Raw genomic sequence first — 14,099 nt, 5'->3', positions numbered from 1 at the left:
GGATCTTTCCCGCGGATTCCTCCGACGGGCCGGCCCGGTCGGCGCGCAGTGAGTCACCGAAGTTCCCCCGTGAAGAAGACCGGGGGCACTCACACTCTCACCTGAATGGAGCACGCAGTGTCGCTTGACGCCGCAACGAAGAAGCAGATCATGACGGAGTACGCCACCAAGGACGGCGACACCGGCTCCCCCGAGGTCCAGATCGCGCTGCTGTCGCGCCGGATCAACGACCTCACCGAGCACCTGAAGCAGCACAAGCACGACCACCACAGCCGTCGTGGCCTGCTGCTGCTCGTCGGTCAGCGCCGCCGCCTGCTGAAGTACCTGGCCAAGGTCGACATCGAGCGCTACCGCTCGCTGATCGTCCGCCTGGGCATCCGCGCCGGCTCGACGGGCGTTCGCTAAACCGCACAGTGAAGGAGCGGCTCTCCGAGCCGCTCCTTCGCCGTATCAGGACACAGTTTTTGTAGGCTGTGACGCAGCGGTGTGGTGCGTGACACCACACTGCGGCGAAGCAGTTCAACCACCGGGAGTGCCGCACACGCGGCGCAGGCGTCGGCCCAAGGCGCCGGTCCTCGGTAGTGGCCCCCGGGGCCCGGCACATCAGCCGGAACCGACCCGGTGGCTTCGATCGAAGACCGGCCCGGCCGAGCCTGACCCGTCGCGTACACCGCGCACTCCCTTGAAGTGACGAGGAGGGTGCCCCGTGGAGGGTACCGATGTGACCTTCGCCGAAGCCGTCATCGACAACGGCAGCTTCGGCACCCGTACGATCCGCTTCGAGACCGGACGCCTGGCCCGCCAGGCCGCCGGTTCGGCCGTGGCCTACCTGGACGACGACACCATGGTGCTGTCGGCCACCACCGCCTCGAAGCGTCCGAAGGACCAGCTCGACTTCTTCCCCCTGACGGTGGACGTCGAGGAGCGCATGTACGCCGCGGGCAAGATCCCCGGCTCGTTCTTCCGCCGTGAGGGCCGCCCGTCCGAGGACGCCGTCCTCACCTGCCGCCTGATCGACCGCCCGCTGCGCCCGTCCTTCAAGAAGGGCCTGCGCAACGAGATCCAGATCGTCGCGACGATCATGGCGCTCAACCCCGATCACCTGTACGACGTCGTCGCGATCAACGCGGCCTCCATGTCGACGCAGCTGGCCGGTCTGCCGTTCTCCGGCCCGATCGGCGGCGTCCGCGTCGCGCTGATCGACGGCCAGTGGGTGGCGTTCCCGACGCACTCCGAGCTGGAGCGCGCGGTCTTCGACATGGTCGTCGCGGGCCGCGTCCTGGCCGACGGCGACGTCGCCATCATGATGGTGGAGGCCGAGGCCACGACCTCCACGATTGAGCTCGTCAAGGGCGGCGCCGGCGCGCCGACCGAGGAGATCGTCGCCGAGGGCCTGGAAGCGTCCAAGCCCTTCATCAAGGCGCTCTGCGCCGCGCAGCTCCAGGTCGCCGAGAAGGCCGCCAAGGAGACCGCCGAGTACCCGGTGTTCCTGGACTACCAGGACGACGTGTTCGAGGCCCTGTCGTCCGCCGTCTCCGACGAGCTGTCCGCCGCGCTCACCATCGCCGGCAAGCAGGCCCGCGAGACCGAGCTCGACCGCGTCAAGGACCTCGCCGCCGAGAAGCTGCTGCCGCAGTTCGAGGGCCGCGAGAAGGAGATCGGCGGCGCGTTCCGCGCGCTCACCAAGAAGCTGGTCCGCCAGCGGGTGCTGCGCGACAAGGTCCGCATCGACGGCCGCGGCCTGACCGACATCCGCACCCTCGCGGCCGAGGTCGAGGTCATCCCGCGCGTGCACGGCTCGGCGCTCTTCGAGCGCGGCGAGACCCAGATCCTGGGTGTCACCACGCTCAACATGCTCCGCATGGAGCAGATGATCGACACGCTGAACCCCGAGACGCGCAAGCGCTACATGCACAACTACAACTTCCCGCCGTACTCGGTCGGCGAGACCGGCCGCGTGGGCTCGCCCAAGCGCCGCGAGATCGGCCACGGCGCGCTCGCCGAGCGCGCGCTGCTGCCGGTGCTGCCGACGCGCGAGGAGTTCCCGTACGCGATCCGCCAGGTGTCCGAGGCGCTCGGCTCCAACGGCTCGACCTCGATGGGCTCGGTCTGCGCGTCCACGATGTCGCTGCTCAACGCCGGTGTGCCGCTCAAGGCGCCGGTCGCGGGCATCGCGATGGGCCTCATCTCCGACGACGTCGACGGCAAGACCGAGTACGTCACGCTGACCGACATCCTCGGTGCCGAGGACGCGTACGGCGACATGGACTTCAAGGTCGCCGGCACCAAGGAGTTCGTCACCGCGCTCCAGCTCGACACCAAGCTCGACGGCATCCCGGCCTCGGTGCTGGCCGCCGCGCTGAAGCAGGCCAAGGACGCCCGCCTGCACATCCTCGACGTGATGAACGAGGCGATCGACGTCCCGGACGAGATGTCCGAGTTCGCGCCGCGCATCATCACCGTCAAGATCCCGGTGGACAAGATCGGCGAGGTCATCGGCCCGAAGGGCAAGATGATCAACCAGATCCAGGACGACACCGGCGCCGACATCACCATCGAGGACGACGGCACGATCTACATCGGCGCCGTCAACGGCACCTCGGCCGAGGCCGCGCGGAACGTGATCAACCAGATCGCGAACCCGACGATGCCCGAGGTCGGCGAGCGCTACCTGGGCACGGTCGTCAAGACCACGACCTTCGGCGCGTTCGTCTCGCTCATGCCCGGCAAGGACGGCCTGCTGCACGTCTCGCAGCTGCGCAAGATGGCGGGCGGCAAGCGCGTCGAGAACGTCGAGGACGTCGTCAAGGTCGGCGACAAGGTCCAGGTCGAGATCGCCGAGATCGACCAGCGCGGCAAGCTGTCGCTGGTGCCGGTCGTCGAGGGCGAGGACTCGGCCGACGACAAGGCCGCGGACGCAGCCGGTGACAAGGCCGGGGACGACTCCGCCAAGTGACCAGGACGGTAGCCAAGAGCCCGGTCGCCGCGTACGCGCAGCGGCCGGGCTCTACCAAGACCCTGCTCAAGGGCGAGGACGGCGGCATAGTCCGCCGGACCGTCCTGCCCGGCGGGCTGCGCGTGATCACCGAGGCGATGCCGGGCGTACGCTCGGCCACCTTCGGCATCTGGGTCGGCATCGGCTCGCGCGACGAGACGCCCGCGCTGGCCGGCGCCACGCACTACCTCGAGCACCTGCTCTTCAAGGGCACCGCCAAGCGCGACGCCCTGGAGATCTCGGCGGCGCTCGACGCGGTCGGCGGCGAGATGAACGCGTTCACCTCGAAGGAGTACACGTGCTACTACGCACGTGTCCTCGACACCGACCTGCCGCTGGCCATCGACGTGGTCTCCGACATGGTGACCTCGTCGCTGATCCGCGCCGAGGACGTCGACAGCGAGCGCGGCGTCATCCTCGAAGAGATCGCCATGAACGAGGACGACCCGGGCGACCTGGTGCACGAGCTGTTCTCCGAGGCCCTGCTCGGCGACGCCCCGCTCGGGCGCCCGGTCCTGGGCACCGTCGACTCGATCAACTCCCTGACCCGGCCCCAGATCGCGGGCTACTACCGGCGGCGCTACCGGCCGCCGAACATGGTGGTCACCGCGGCCGGCAACGTCGACCACGGCAAGGTCGTGCGGCTGGTCAAGAAGGCGTTCGCCGACGTCGTGGCCGACGCCGACGCGATGCCCGCGGCGCCGCGGGGCGGCGAGCGGACCATTCGCGGCGGGGGTACCGTACGCATCCTCGAGCGCCCGACCGAGCAGGCCCACCTCGTCCTGGGCATGCCCGGCGTCTCGCGCTCCGACGACCGGCGCTTCGCGCTGGCGGTGCTCAACGCGGCGCTCGGCGGCGGGATGAGCTCGCGGCTGTTCCAGGAGGTCCGGGAGAAGCGCGGCCTGGCGTACTCCGTGTACTCCTACACCGCCGCGTACGCCGACCTGGGCATGTTCGGCATCTACGCGGGCTGCCTCCCCGGCAAGGTCCACGAAGTGCTGCGCATCTGCCGCGAGGAACTCGCCAAGGTCGCCGCGGACGGCATCACCGACGAGGAACTGCAGCGCGCCATCGGCCAATTGCACGGCTCGCTCGTCCTCGGCCTGGAGGACTCCGGGTCCCGCATGAGCCGCATCGGCAAGAGCGAACTGGTCTACGGCGACCACCTCTCGGTCGACGAGCAGCTCGCGATCATCGGTGCGGTCACCGCGGAGCAGGTCCGGGAGGTGGCGCGGGACATCCTCGGGGCACGTCCTACGCTGGCCCTGGTCGGCCCCTTCCCCGACCCCGGCGCGTTCGCCGGGGCGGTGGCCTGACCTCTCGGCGACGCCCGACCGGCGGGCACACCGGACAGCGAAGACAGGAGCAAGAGACATGACCGCGCTGCGGGTCGCCGTGACCGGCGCCAAGGGCCGCATGGGCGCCGAGGCGTGCCGTGCCGTCGAGGCGGCCGAGGGGCTGGAGCTGGTGGCGCGCGTCGACCAGGACGACGCCCTCGAGACGCTCACCGAGGCCGGCACCGAGGTCGTCGTCGACTTCACCCATCCGGGCGTCGTCATGGGCAACCTGGAGTTCTGCGTGCGCAACGGCATCCACGCCGTCGTCGGCACCAGCGGCTTCACCCCGGACCGTCTCGACACCATCCGCGGGTGGCTCGCCGACGCGCCGTCGGTCGGCGTGCTGATCGCCCCCAACTTCGGCATCGGCGCGGTCCTGATGATGCAGTTCGCGGCGAAGGCGGCGCGCTACTACGAGTCGGTCGAGATCGTCGAGCTGCACCACCCGAACAAGGTGGACGCGCCGAGCGGCACGGCGCGGCGTACCGCCGAGATGATCGCCGAGGCCCGCTCCGCCGCCGACCTCCCCGCCGTGCCGGACGCCACGACCGACGACCCCGACGGCGCCCGCGGCGCCCGGGTCGACGGCATCCCGGTGCACGCGGTCCGGCTGCGCGGTCTGGTCGCCCACCAGGAGGTCCTGCTCGGCGACGCCGGCGAGATGCTCACCATCCGCCACGACTCGTTCGACCGCACCTCCTTCATGCCCGGCGTGGTCCTCGGCGTGCGACGCGTGGGCGGCGCCCCGGGCCTCACGCTCGGGCTCGAACACTTCCTCGACCTGGACCCGCGGACGTGAGGACAACCCGCCCGTGAAGCAACGCGTCACAGCCCTCGTCCTGATCGGCGTCCTCGTCTTCTACGTGCTGCTCGTCGGCAGCCGCGGCGTCCTCGCGATCAAGGACGGCCGGCTCACCATGATGGCGCTCGGCGTCGGGGTGCTGATCATCCCGGTCATCGGAGTCTGGTACATCTGGCGCGAGCTGCGCTTCGGATTCACCATGCAGCAGCTGGCGCGGGAGCTGGAGGCCGAGGGAGAGCTGCCGGCCGACGAGCTGGAGCGTACGCCGGGAGGCCGCATCGACCGCGCCAGCGCGGACGAAATCTTCGCCAAGCGGAAGGCGGAGACGGAGGCGGACCCGGAGAACTGGCGTACGTGGTACCGGCTTGCCGTCGCGTACTCCGACGCACGCGACAACGCGCGCGGGCGCAAGGCCATGCTCAAGGCCATCAAGCTGCACCGCGCCGAACGGGCCTGACCACCCGAGGGCGCGGCCACCGGCGACACCGCCGCTGCGTCGCACTTGCGCCGCGAGCGCGTCGGTTGCCGTGCGTACGTGTCGGCCTCAGCCGGCCGCGAACCGGCCCGCCTGCCCATCCGGCGACGCGGTCGGGGCCGCGGTCGGAGCGGCGGCCGCCACGGAGCCCGGCTCCGCACGCCCGGGGCGCCGCACCGCGACCCACGCCTCGTCCTCCGGCACGCACCCCGTGCTCACGATCGACGCGAGCGTCTCCTCCGACACCGGCGCCGAGAAGATGCCCACGACCGCGTCCACCAGATCCGCGACGAACACCAGCGGCGGCAGCACATCCTCGGGCATGCCCCCGTGCACCCGCTGCTCCCGGTCGGCCATGGCGTGCACCGCCAGGCTCCCGCCCAACTGGAGCCTGCTGCGCCGTACCAGCGACGGCAGGTGCACCAGCGCGGCACCGATCATCCGGCCGATCCGCGTCGAGCTCCCCTCCACGCCCATCGCGGGCAGCGCGTACACCGACGCCCCCGCGTGCTGGTGCACACGGGCCAGGAACCGCACATAAAAGCTGCCGCCCCCGTCGATCTGCTCGGCCAGCGGACGCACCATCGCCTCGGTCAGCGCCCGCAGATCCGCCGTGCGCCCGTCGCGCACCAGGATGTCCACCATCTCCTCGCGGCGCCGGTTGATCGTCGCCAACCGGAACGCGAAGATCGCCCGAATCAGGTCGTCCTTCGTGCCGAAGTGGTACTGCGCCGCCGAATTGTTGCGCTGCCCGGCCGCCACACTGATCTGGCGCAGCGACACCGCGTCGATCCCGTGAACGGCGAAAAGGCGTTCGGCGGTCAGGAGCAGGCGCTCCCGCGTCAGGGCGCGATTCGAGGTCGGCGTCACGCGCCAACGTTAAGACGCATGTCTTACTACTTCAATGCGTGATCGCCGCGACTTTCCCCACTGTTGGCACGCGCGTCAGCTGTCGCCCACCTCGGCCAACGACGTGTGCAACCGCCACTGCCGAACCCGCTGCGCGCCGCTCTCGTCCAACTCCAACTCACGGTGCGCCCCGTCCGCGGCCCAGCCCGCGGCCTCGAGAAACTCCCGCAGCGGGACGTCCGGTTCCAGCACCCACATCACGAGCGTCCCGGCGCCGCCGCCCCGCGCGTACTCCACCGCCGCGGTCAACAGCCGCGACCCGTGCCCGTGCCGCTGCTCGCCCGGAGCCACCACCAGAATGCTCAACTCGGCGGCCGTCTCGTCCAGATCCGGATCCTGCGCGGGCACCACCGCGGCAAACCCCACCGGCTCCGGCCCGGCACACGCCACCAACACCGTGTGCCGCCGCGACGGCGGATGCGCGGCGGCATGCCCCCACCCCGCCCCCAACACCGCCGCGTCGAACGGCTCCAGCGCGACCTCGGGCAACACCCCGTCGTACGCCGCCCGCCACGCCGTCGACTGGACGACCCCCAGCGCGGGTCCGTCCGCACCCCGCGCGGTTCGCACACTTACGTCCGCCATGCCGACTCCTTCACCACAAAGTACGCCCTGCGGATTGTGCCGCGAATCCCCGCTCCACGTCTGCCGATCGAACGCAACACCCCGACACGCCCCAGGGGGAGGCGGCGACCCCACCACCCGTGCCACGCTGTCCCCGACGCATCCCGCCAGGCGAGAGGAACGCACGATGGGGGCCCGGACGTGGCGCACAACCACCACTTGCGCGGCACTACTGCTCACCGCCACCGGATGCATGGTCGGCCCCACGATCAAAGACACCCCAAAAAAACCCGCAGCGGCCACAAGTGACTTCCCGACGGCAGCACCGCCCAATGGCGGCGGTGTCGCGCCGCCAAACGGCGCTGGGGGCGCAACGGGCACACATCGGCCTGGTGCACCTGCTCCAGCTCCCACGACCACACCGCCGCCGAAGTACGTGATCGGCGCTGACACACCGTTCCAGTTCGCGGACAAGACCAAGGTGACGGTGAAGCGCGTCTTCTCCGACGGGCCTTCGGACAAGTCAGGGATGGTGCGCGTCGGAGTCGAGCTTGAAGTGCGGAACGACTCCATCCGGAGCCTGAAGCCGTACGGTCTCGACATTCGCCTCAACGGCTGTGTCGCAACAGCATGCACGAAGCGAGACGCGCAGGAGCCCAACGCGATCCCCGTCGGCGGCCGCGCCACCGTGATCCGGTACTTCGACGTCGACCCTCAGGAACTGTCGGCGTTCAGCGTCGAGGTCGTCGACTATGAGTCTCGTCCGGCGGTCTTCGTGTGGCCAGGAGCATCCTGACGGTCTGGACCCCAGGGTTGGATCCGTCTCAGCTCGACAACGCAGGCCCCGCCACGATCACCGCGGCTATGACCACCGCACATGCCACCACCACCGTCACAACCGCTATGACGGTGTCTCGCCGCCGTCGGCCACTGTGCTCGTGGAGGTCCACCGGTTCGCCGTGGCGGGGTCTGTCGTCGCTGGATTGCGTGTTGGGCATGACGAGCTCCGAGGTTGCGCCAAATGGGGGCAAACGCCCGTCCACTAAACGCCCAAATGGGTCGTCGCAGTTGCCCCGTTCCCGGCAAATCGGCGGCGAGACGTACGCCTGGCCCCCACGACGTCATCCCCGCGGCTGACGCAGAGCCGCCGCGGTACGGCGCGAGTCGCACTGGCACGCGCTTGCGGACAGTCGCAACCGGGTGCCGACCCGCCGCCTCGGCGGCGCGCCCGAAAGTGCAGGATCGTGGGCGAATCCACCCCCACACCCCACCGGCAGGCGTACCGTGCCTAGCAGGACGCGGCGGCAGCACATGGCGCGGCGTTTGATCGGCGCGCGTGTTGGCGCATTGCCCCTGGACCATCGGTCGCGCCCGGCGATTCACCGAAGGTTTTCGGACGGTCGGGCCAGGGTGAACGCGCATCGTCGGGCCTGCGGCGGCCAGGGAGCCGGACGCCGCGCAGGTTAACCCGGATTCGGATGCCGCGCGTACTCAAATCGGCACAAAGGGTGACGTACAACTTTTTTCGCGTCATTACCCGGCATTTTTCCCGCATGTGCCTGATACTGAAGAAGACCTCGGCGCTGCTTGAACCCCCGAGCAGGCAGCGCCGGGGTCCCTTGCTGTCCGGGGCGGACGAACTAGCGGCCGACGAGCGCAAGAGCGGCGGATGGCCGGAATCCATCCCGACTCGGGAGGCGCCTCCGCGAGACCCCGGCCAAGCCGGCGACACGCCCCAAACTCCGGTGCAACAGCCATCACGCGGCTCCACAGCGCCACGCCGACACCGGCCCCGTGGCCGCGTCGTCGCAACTTTCGCAGCCTTGGCGGAGTCCGAAAGGCGCGCTGGTGAGGACCGGAATGTGGGCCGATACAGCCGTGTTGGTACCTGGCCCGGTACCGTTTGGGGCATGGCTCCGACCTCCACCCCCCAGACCCCTTTCGGCAGGGTTCTCACCGCGATGGTGACGCCGTTCGATGCCGAGGGCGCGCTCGACCTGGACGCCGCGCAGCGTCTGGCCGTGCATCTCGTCGACGCAGGCAACGACGGCCTGGTCCTGAACGGCACCACCGGCGAGTCGCCGACCACGACCGACGCCGAAAAAGCGCTGCTGGTACGGGCCGTCGTGGAGGCCGTGGGCGACCGCGCGTTCGTGGTCGCGGGAGCCGGGAGCAACGACACGGCGCACAGCGTCGAGCTGGCGCAGGCGGCCGCGAAGGCCGGAGCGCACGGGCTGCTGCTGGTGACGCCGTACTACAGCAAGCCGCCGCAGGAGGGGCTGTACCGCCACACGGTGCGCGTCGCGGACGCGACCGAGCTGCCGGTGATGCTGTACGACATCCCGGGACGCACCGCCGTCGCGCTGGAGACCGAGACGATCGTCCGCCTCGCGGAGCACCCGCGCATCGTGGCGAACAAGGACGCCAAGGCCGACCTCGGCGCGGCGTCGTGGGTCATGGCCCGCACCGACCTGGCGTACTACTCCGGCGACGACATGTTGAACCTGCCGCTGCTTTCGGTCGGGGCGGTCGGTTTCGTGAGCGTTGTGGGACATGTTGTGACGCCCGAGCTGCGAGCTCTGGTGGACGCGTACTCGGCCGGCGACGTCGCCAAGGCCCGCGAGATCCACCAGGGCCTGCTGCCGGTCTACACAGGGATCTTCCGCACCCAGGGTGTGATTTTGAGCAAGGCCGCCCTCGCGGCGCAGGGCCTCGTCACCGGCACGCTTCGGCTGCCCCTGATCGAGGCCTCCGACGAGCAGATCGCCCAGCTGAGGCAGGATCTCGCGGCGGGCGGGGTACAGCTGTAGAAAGTGCCCGGACGGGAGCACAACCTGTCCGGGTTTGAACGCATCAATTGCGCGGGCCGTCCGAAAGCGGGCGCCCGCGTGGCGAGGAGAGAACTTGAGTCATCCGCATCCGGAACTCGGAACGCCCCCGGAACTCCCCGAGGGCGGGCTGCGTGTCATCCCTCTCGGTGGTCTCGGCGAGATCGGCCGGAACATGACCGTCTTCGAGTACGCCGGGCGGCTGCTGATCGTCGACTGCGGGGTGCTCTTCCCCGAAGAGGAGCAGCCCGGTGTCGACCTGATCCTGCCGGACTTCACCGCCATCCGGGACCGGCTGGACGACATCGAGGCGATCGTGCTCACGCACGCGCACGAGGACCACATCGGCGCCGTGCCGTACCTGCTGCGCGAGAAGGCCGACATCCCGCTCATCGGGTCCAAGCTCACGCTCGCGCTCATCGAGGCGAAGCTGAACGAGCACCGGATCCGCCCGTACACGCTCGAGGTCTCCGAGGGCGACCGCGAGCGGCTCGGCCCGTTCGACTGCGAGTTCATCGCGGTCAACCACTCGATCCCCGACGCGCTGGCGCTGGCGATCCGTACGCCGGCCGGCATGGTCGTGCACACCGGCGACTTCAAGATGGACCAGCTGCCGCTGGACGGCCGCCTGACCGACCTTCCGGCCTTCGCCCGACTGGGTGAAGAGGGCATCGACCTGCTGCTCGCCGACTCGACGAACGCCGAGGTCCCCGGGTTCATCCCGCCGGAGCGCGACATCGCCGGCGTGCTGGACCGGGTGTTCGCGGACGCCGACCAGCGGATCATCGTGGCGAGTTTCGCGAGCCACGTGCACCGCATCCAGCAGGTGCTGGACACGGCGTACGCGTACGAGCGCAAGGTCGCCTTCGTCGGCCGCTCGATGGTCCGCAACATGGGCGTGGCCCGCGACCTCGGCTACCTGAAGGTGCCCGCTGGCCTCGTCGTCGACGTCAAGACGCTCGACGACCTGCGCCCGGACGAAGTCGTGCTGGTATGCACGGGTTCGCAGGGCGAGCCGATGGCCGCGCTGTCGCGCATGGCCAATCGCGACCACCAGCAAATCCGCATCGTGCAGGGCGACACGGTCGTGCTCGCGTCGTCGCTGATTCCGGGCAACGAGACCGCGGTCTTCCGGGTCATCAACGGGCTCACGCGCTGGGGTGCCAACGTCGTGCACAAGGGCAACGCCAAGGTGCATGTGTCGGGTCACGCGTCGGCGGGCGAACTGCTGTACTTCTTCAACATCGCCAAGCCCCGCAACTTCATGCCGGTGCACGGTGAGTGGCGCCACTTGCGGGCGGCCGCCGACCTGGCGCACAAGACCGGCGTCCGCAAGGACCGCATCGTGATCGCCGAGGACGGCGTCGTGGTCGACCTGGTCGAGGGCGTCGCCCGCATCACGGGCAAGGTCCAGGCGGGGTACGTGTACGTCGACGGCCTGTCGGTCGGCGACGTCACCGAGTCCTCGCTCAAGGACCGCCGGATCCTCGGCGACGAGGGCTTCGTGTCGGTCTTCCTGGTCGTCGACTCGTCGACCGGCAAGGTCGTCGGCGGTCCGCAGATCACCGCGCGCGGGTCCGGCATCGACGACGCCAAGTTCGACGACGTGATCCCGCGTATCGAGGACGTCCTGACGAAGGCGGCGGCGGATGGTGTGGCCGAGCCGTACCAGTTGCAGCAGCAGGTGCGCCGCGTCGTCGGGAAGTGGGTCAGCGACACGTTCCGCCGCCGGCCGATGATCCTGCCGGTGGTCGTCGAGGTGTGAGACACCGCGAGGCAAGGGCCGCAGGGCCGTAGGCCCGGTACGACCTTCAAGGGGGCCCGAGACGGTACGCCGTCACGGGCCCCTTTGCGTTCGCTCCGCGCACCGGCACTGCGCGGGTTTGCGGCAGCCCTTAGGTCGGCCTCGCCCGCCAACCCGTCCCTTCCGCCGTCCAGTCCGCTCCCGCGTCTCTTCCAGGCCGGTCTTCCCGTCGTCCTCGTCCAGCCGGGCTCGATCCGGCGCTACTTTCGCCCCGCCCAGCGTGATCTTGTAATCCTGGTTGGGCCTGTGGGCGTGTCGCCGACCGGTTGTGCGACCCCGACGTCCGCCGGCCGTCAATGCCCGTCGAGACGACCGGCGTGCCATCCGGATTCCTGCGCGAACTACCCCGCCAAACCCGGCAAATCCCCACTCGCCGGTGTGATGATCTGCCTTCTCTGCGTGCCCACGGGACCTCCGTAGCGTCAGCCGTGCCCCGGGAATCGACCCGCGGCACGACGCTCAGGAGGAGCCATGCGTTCCATCTCCCGTATCGCCCGCCGCAGCCGTACGCGCGCCGCGGTGATCATGCTGTCCGGCGCGGTGGCGGCGGGTGCCGGCATCGTCGCCCCGACCGCGGGCGCGTCCGCCCACGCCGCCGGGACGCAGGTCTCCGCGGCGCCGCGGTGCAACTTCGTCCCGCAGGACTTCCGTCCGGAGTTGGGGGAGAGCTCCGAGGGTGAGGCGGTCGCCCAGGTGCAGTGCCTGATCACCACGCGGTCGGCCTACACGAAGAAGTTCGACGTGTCGGGGATCTACGGCCCGGAGACCACGCGCGCCGTGCTGTGGGTCCAGAAGTGCAACAAGGTCACCGAGACCGGGTACACCGATCCGGCCACCTGGAAGGTCCTCTACCGGGCGAAGAAGGGCTGCGGCAAGTCCGCCGCCACCAAGCCGCCTGCCAAGCCCGTCACCAAGCCACCGGCCAAGCCCACCAAGCCCGCCACAACCAAGCCGACCAAGCCGGCCAAGCCCACGAAGCCGGCCAAGCCCGCCGGCGCCACCAAGCCCGGTAAGCCGACCACGACCAAGCCGACCAAGCCGAGTACCCCGACAAAGCCGGCCAAGCCCGTGGCCTACGCCGCACCGTTCGACATCGGCGGCGGGGAACTGCCGTGGGACCAGCGCCTGGTGTGATGAGCGGAACGCAAGGGCCCACCTGTGGACGGCGCGCCGCGCCGCCGTCCGCAGGTGCCCACACTGACGGCATGCCCGGCGATGTCGATCTCACGGACCTGTTCTCCAAACCCTTCACGGCCGCGCAAGCCGCAGAGCGTGGCTTCAGCCTGTCGGTGCTCAGGCGCTGGTTGCGCAACGGCGACATCCGGCGCGTCGTGCAAGGGGTGTACGTCGGCAGCCATCTGCCCGACACACCCACGCTCCGCGCCAAGGCGGTCGCCGCCTTCCTCCCCGGTGCCGTCATCTGTGGGCGAACCGCGGCCTGGATATGGGGGATCGGGGCCGCCGGCACGCACGACGACAAAGGCAAGCCCCTGCCGGCCGAGTTCGCCGTGCCGTCCGGGACCACGCTGCCCCGCCGCAACGGGTGTCTGGGGCGGATCAGGAACTTCGAGAAGGGAGACGTGACCACCGTCGCGGGGGTGCAAGTGACGACACCTCTGCGTACCGCCGCCGACGTCGCCCGTACGGAACCACTCCCGGAGGGCATTGCGATCCTGGACGCCTTCCTGCATCAACGCCAGGTGAGCAAACGCCAACTGGAGTCCATGGCGGGGCGATTCGCCGGGTTCGCCGGGGTGCGGCGCCTGACCGAGGCCGTACGCCTGGCGGACGCGGGCAGCACGGGGCCGGAGGAGACCCGGCTTCGCCTGTCCCTCGCGGAGGCAGGGGTGCCGCCGGCCGAACCGGGCTGGCGGGTCATGTCCGCCTTCGGCCGTGTTCTGCACCGCTTCTCACTGGCCTGGCCGGATCTCCATCTCGCGGCAGACGTGGAGCCGCCAAGGAAACCGACCGCACTCGCCGGAGCTCCGGACCCATCGACGACGTTCCACGGCCCATCTGCCGTGTCACGGGCAGACGTTGGTGAACGAGCGGCACCGTCCGCACCGGACGGCATCCCCGCCATCCGGGTCCGCAGCCGCAGTATCGGCGGCGTCACCTGGCGCGTCGTGGAGTGCGGCGCGGGCGAAGTCACCGCCAATCGAGACATCGTGGTCGCCCACGTGCGCCACGAACTGATGACCCGTTCCACCGCAGGCCCTGAGCCTGCCCGACAAGCGGCCTGAACGCGCCCTGGCGCCACCTGCCCCCCAGGTGACGCGACGGGGGAGCGCCTTCAGGCCAGGGCGCGCCCGACCAGCCCCCCTCGGGCGCGCCCGCCGGGCCGTCGAGACTGCACGCGGGGCCGCTAGAAGATGGTCCGAACTC

At 70.1% G+C, this 14,099-nt stretch carries 12 protein-coding genes; 10 read left to right on the top strand and 2 right to left on the bottom strand.

Features of this window, described 5'->3' with window-relative positions; genetic code table 11:
* The first annotated feature begins 117 nt into the window (after nucleotides 1-117).
* The 5 genes from rpsO to ACWD12_RS16840 all read left to right on the top strand — a co-directional run bounded on the left by rpsO (nucleotide 118) and on the right by ACWD12_RS16840 (nucleotide 5,591).
* Entirely contained in the window at nucleotides 118-405 is a 288-nt protein-coding gene (gene rpsO, locus ACWD12_RS16860) for a 30S ribosomal protein S15 (protein WP_358353991.1), read from the top strand.
* A gap of 301 nt (nucleotides 406-706) precedes the next feature.
* The gene (locus ACWD12_RS16855) at nucleotides 707-2,956 is read left to right on the top strand and encodes a polyribonucleotide nucleotidyltransferase (protein ID WP_358353961.1); all 2,250 of its coding nucleotides are present in this window, start codon (nucleotides 707-709) and stop codon (nucleotides 2,954-2,956) included.
* Nucleotides 2,953-4,311 carry a M16 family metallopeptidase gene (locus tag ACWD12_RS16850; RefSeq protein WP_358353963.1) on the top strand — a complete coding sequence of 453 codons (1,359 nt, stop codon included), beginning with the start codon at nucleotides 2,953-2,955 and terminating at the stop codon, nucleotides 4,309-4,311. Before ACWD12_RS16855 ends, ACWD12_RS16850 begins: the two co-directional genes overlap by 4 nt.
* 58 nt (nucleotides 4,312-4,369) lie before the next feature.
* Entirely contained in the window at nucleotides 4,370-5,131 is a 762-nt protein-coding gene (gene dapB / locus ACWD12_RS16845; protein ID WP_358353965.1) for a 4-hydroxy-tetrahydrodipicolinate reductase, read from the top strand.
* Between the two features lie 13 nt (nucleotides 5,132-5,144).
* Nucleotides 5,145-5,591 carry a hypothetical protein gene (locus tag ACWD12_RS16840; RefSeq protein ID WP_358353968.1) on the top strand — a complete coding sequence of 149 codons (447 nt, stop codon included), beginning with the start codon at nucleotides 5,145-5,147 and terminating at the stop codon, nucleotides 5,589-5,591.
* A gap of 87 nt (nucleotides 5,592-5,678) precedes the next feature.
* Here the strand turns inward: ACWD12_RS16840 and ACWD12_RS16835 are convergent, their stop codons facing one another.
* Together ACWD12_RS16835 and ACWD12_RS16830 are read right to left on the bottom strand one after the other, a co-directional pair.
* On the bottom strand, nucleotides 5,679-6,479 hold the full coding sequence (locus ACWD12_RS16835) for a TetR/AcrR family transcriptional regulator (protein WP_450100139.1): 801 nt from the start codon (nucleotides 6,477-6,479) through the stop codon (nucleotides 5,679-5,681).
* Between the two features lie 75 nt (nucleotides 6,480-6,554).
* Nucleotides 6,555-7,103: a GNAT family N-acetyltransferase gene (locus tag ACWD12_RS16830; protein ID WP_358353972.1), complete on the bottom strand. Its 549-nt coding sequence runs from the start codon at nucleotides 7,101-7,103 to the stop codon at nucleotides 6,555-6,557.
* Between the two features lie 415 nt (nucleotides 7,104-7,518).
* Between ACWD12_RS16830 and ACWD12_RS16825 the strand changes: the two genes are divergently transcribed.
* The 5 genes from ACWD12_RS16825 to ACWD12_RS16805 all read left to right on the top strand — a co-directional run bounded on the left by ACWD12_RS16825 (nucleotide 7,519) and on the right by ACWD12_RS16805 (nucleotide 13,957).
* Nucleotides 7,519-7,878, top strand: coding sequence for a hypothetical protein (locus ACWD12_RS16825; protein ID WP_450100138.1), 360 nt, complete (start codon nucleotides 7,519-7,521; stop codon nucleotides 7,876-7,878).
* Between the two features lie 1,114 nt (nucleotides 7,879-8,992).
* Nucleotides 8,993-9,892, top strand: coding sequence for a 4-hydroxy-tetrahydrodipicolinate synthase (dapA, locus tag ACWD12_RS16820; RefSeq protein ID WP_450100137.1), 900 nt, complete (start codon nucleotides 8,993-8,995; stop codon nucleotides 9,890-9,892).
* 94 nt (nucleotides 9,893-9,986) lie between these two features.
* Nucleotides 9,987-11,675: a ribonuclease J gene (locus ACWD12_RS16815; RefSeq protein WP_358353976.1), complete on the top strand. Its 1,689-nt coding sequence runs from the start codon at nucleotides 9,987-9,989 to the stop codon at nucleotides 11,673-11,675.
* 510 nt (nucleotides 11,676-12,185) lie between these two features.
* Entirely contained in the window at nucleotides 12,186-12,848 is a 663-nt protein-coding gene (locus tag ACWD12_RS16810) for a peptidoglycan-binding protein (protein WP_450100136.1), read from the top strand.
* Nucleotides 12,849-12,919: 71 nt separating this feature from the next.
* Entirely contained in the window at nucleotides 12,920-13,957 is a 1,038-nt protein-coding gene (locus ACWD12_RS16805; protein WP_450100135.1) for a type IV toxin-antitoxin system AbiEi family antitoxin domain-containing protein, read from the top strand.
* Nucleotides 13,958-14,099: the final 142 nt, after the last annotated feature.

It is taken from the genome of Streptodolium elevatio, assembly GCF_053592165.1.
The sequence above is the reverse complement of the archived record's forward strand: the minus strand, read 5'-3'. Positions and strand labels throughout refer to the sequence as shown.

What these genes read in the sequence shown, in the direction of transcription:
- dapB (WP_358353965.1), top strand. Translation starts at nt 4,370, where the DNA reads ATGACCGCGCTGCGGGTCGCCGTGACCGGCGCCAAGGGCCGCATGGGC.
- ACWD12_RS16830 (WP_358353972.1), bottom strand. Translation starts at nt 7,103, where the DNA reads ATGGCGGACGTAAGTGTGCGAACCGCGCGGGGTGCGGACGGACCCGCG.
- dapA (WP_450100137.1), top strand. Translation starts at nt 8,993, where the DNA reads ATGGCTCCGACCTCCACCCCCCAGACCCCTTTCGGCAGGGTTCTCACC.
- ACWD12_RS16810 (WP_450100136.1), top strand. Translation starts at nt 12,186, where the DNA reads ATGCGTTCCATCTCCCGTATCGCCCGCCGCAGCCGTACGCGCGCCGCG.
- ACWD12_RS16805 (WP_450100135.1), top strand. Translation starts at nt 12,920, where the DNA reads ATGCCCGGCGATGTCGATCTCACGGACCTGTTCTCCAAACCCTTCACG.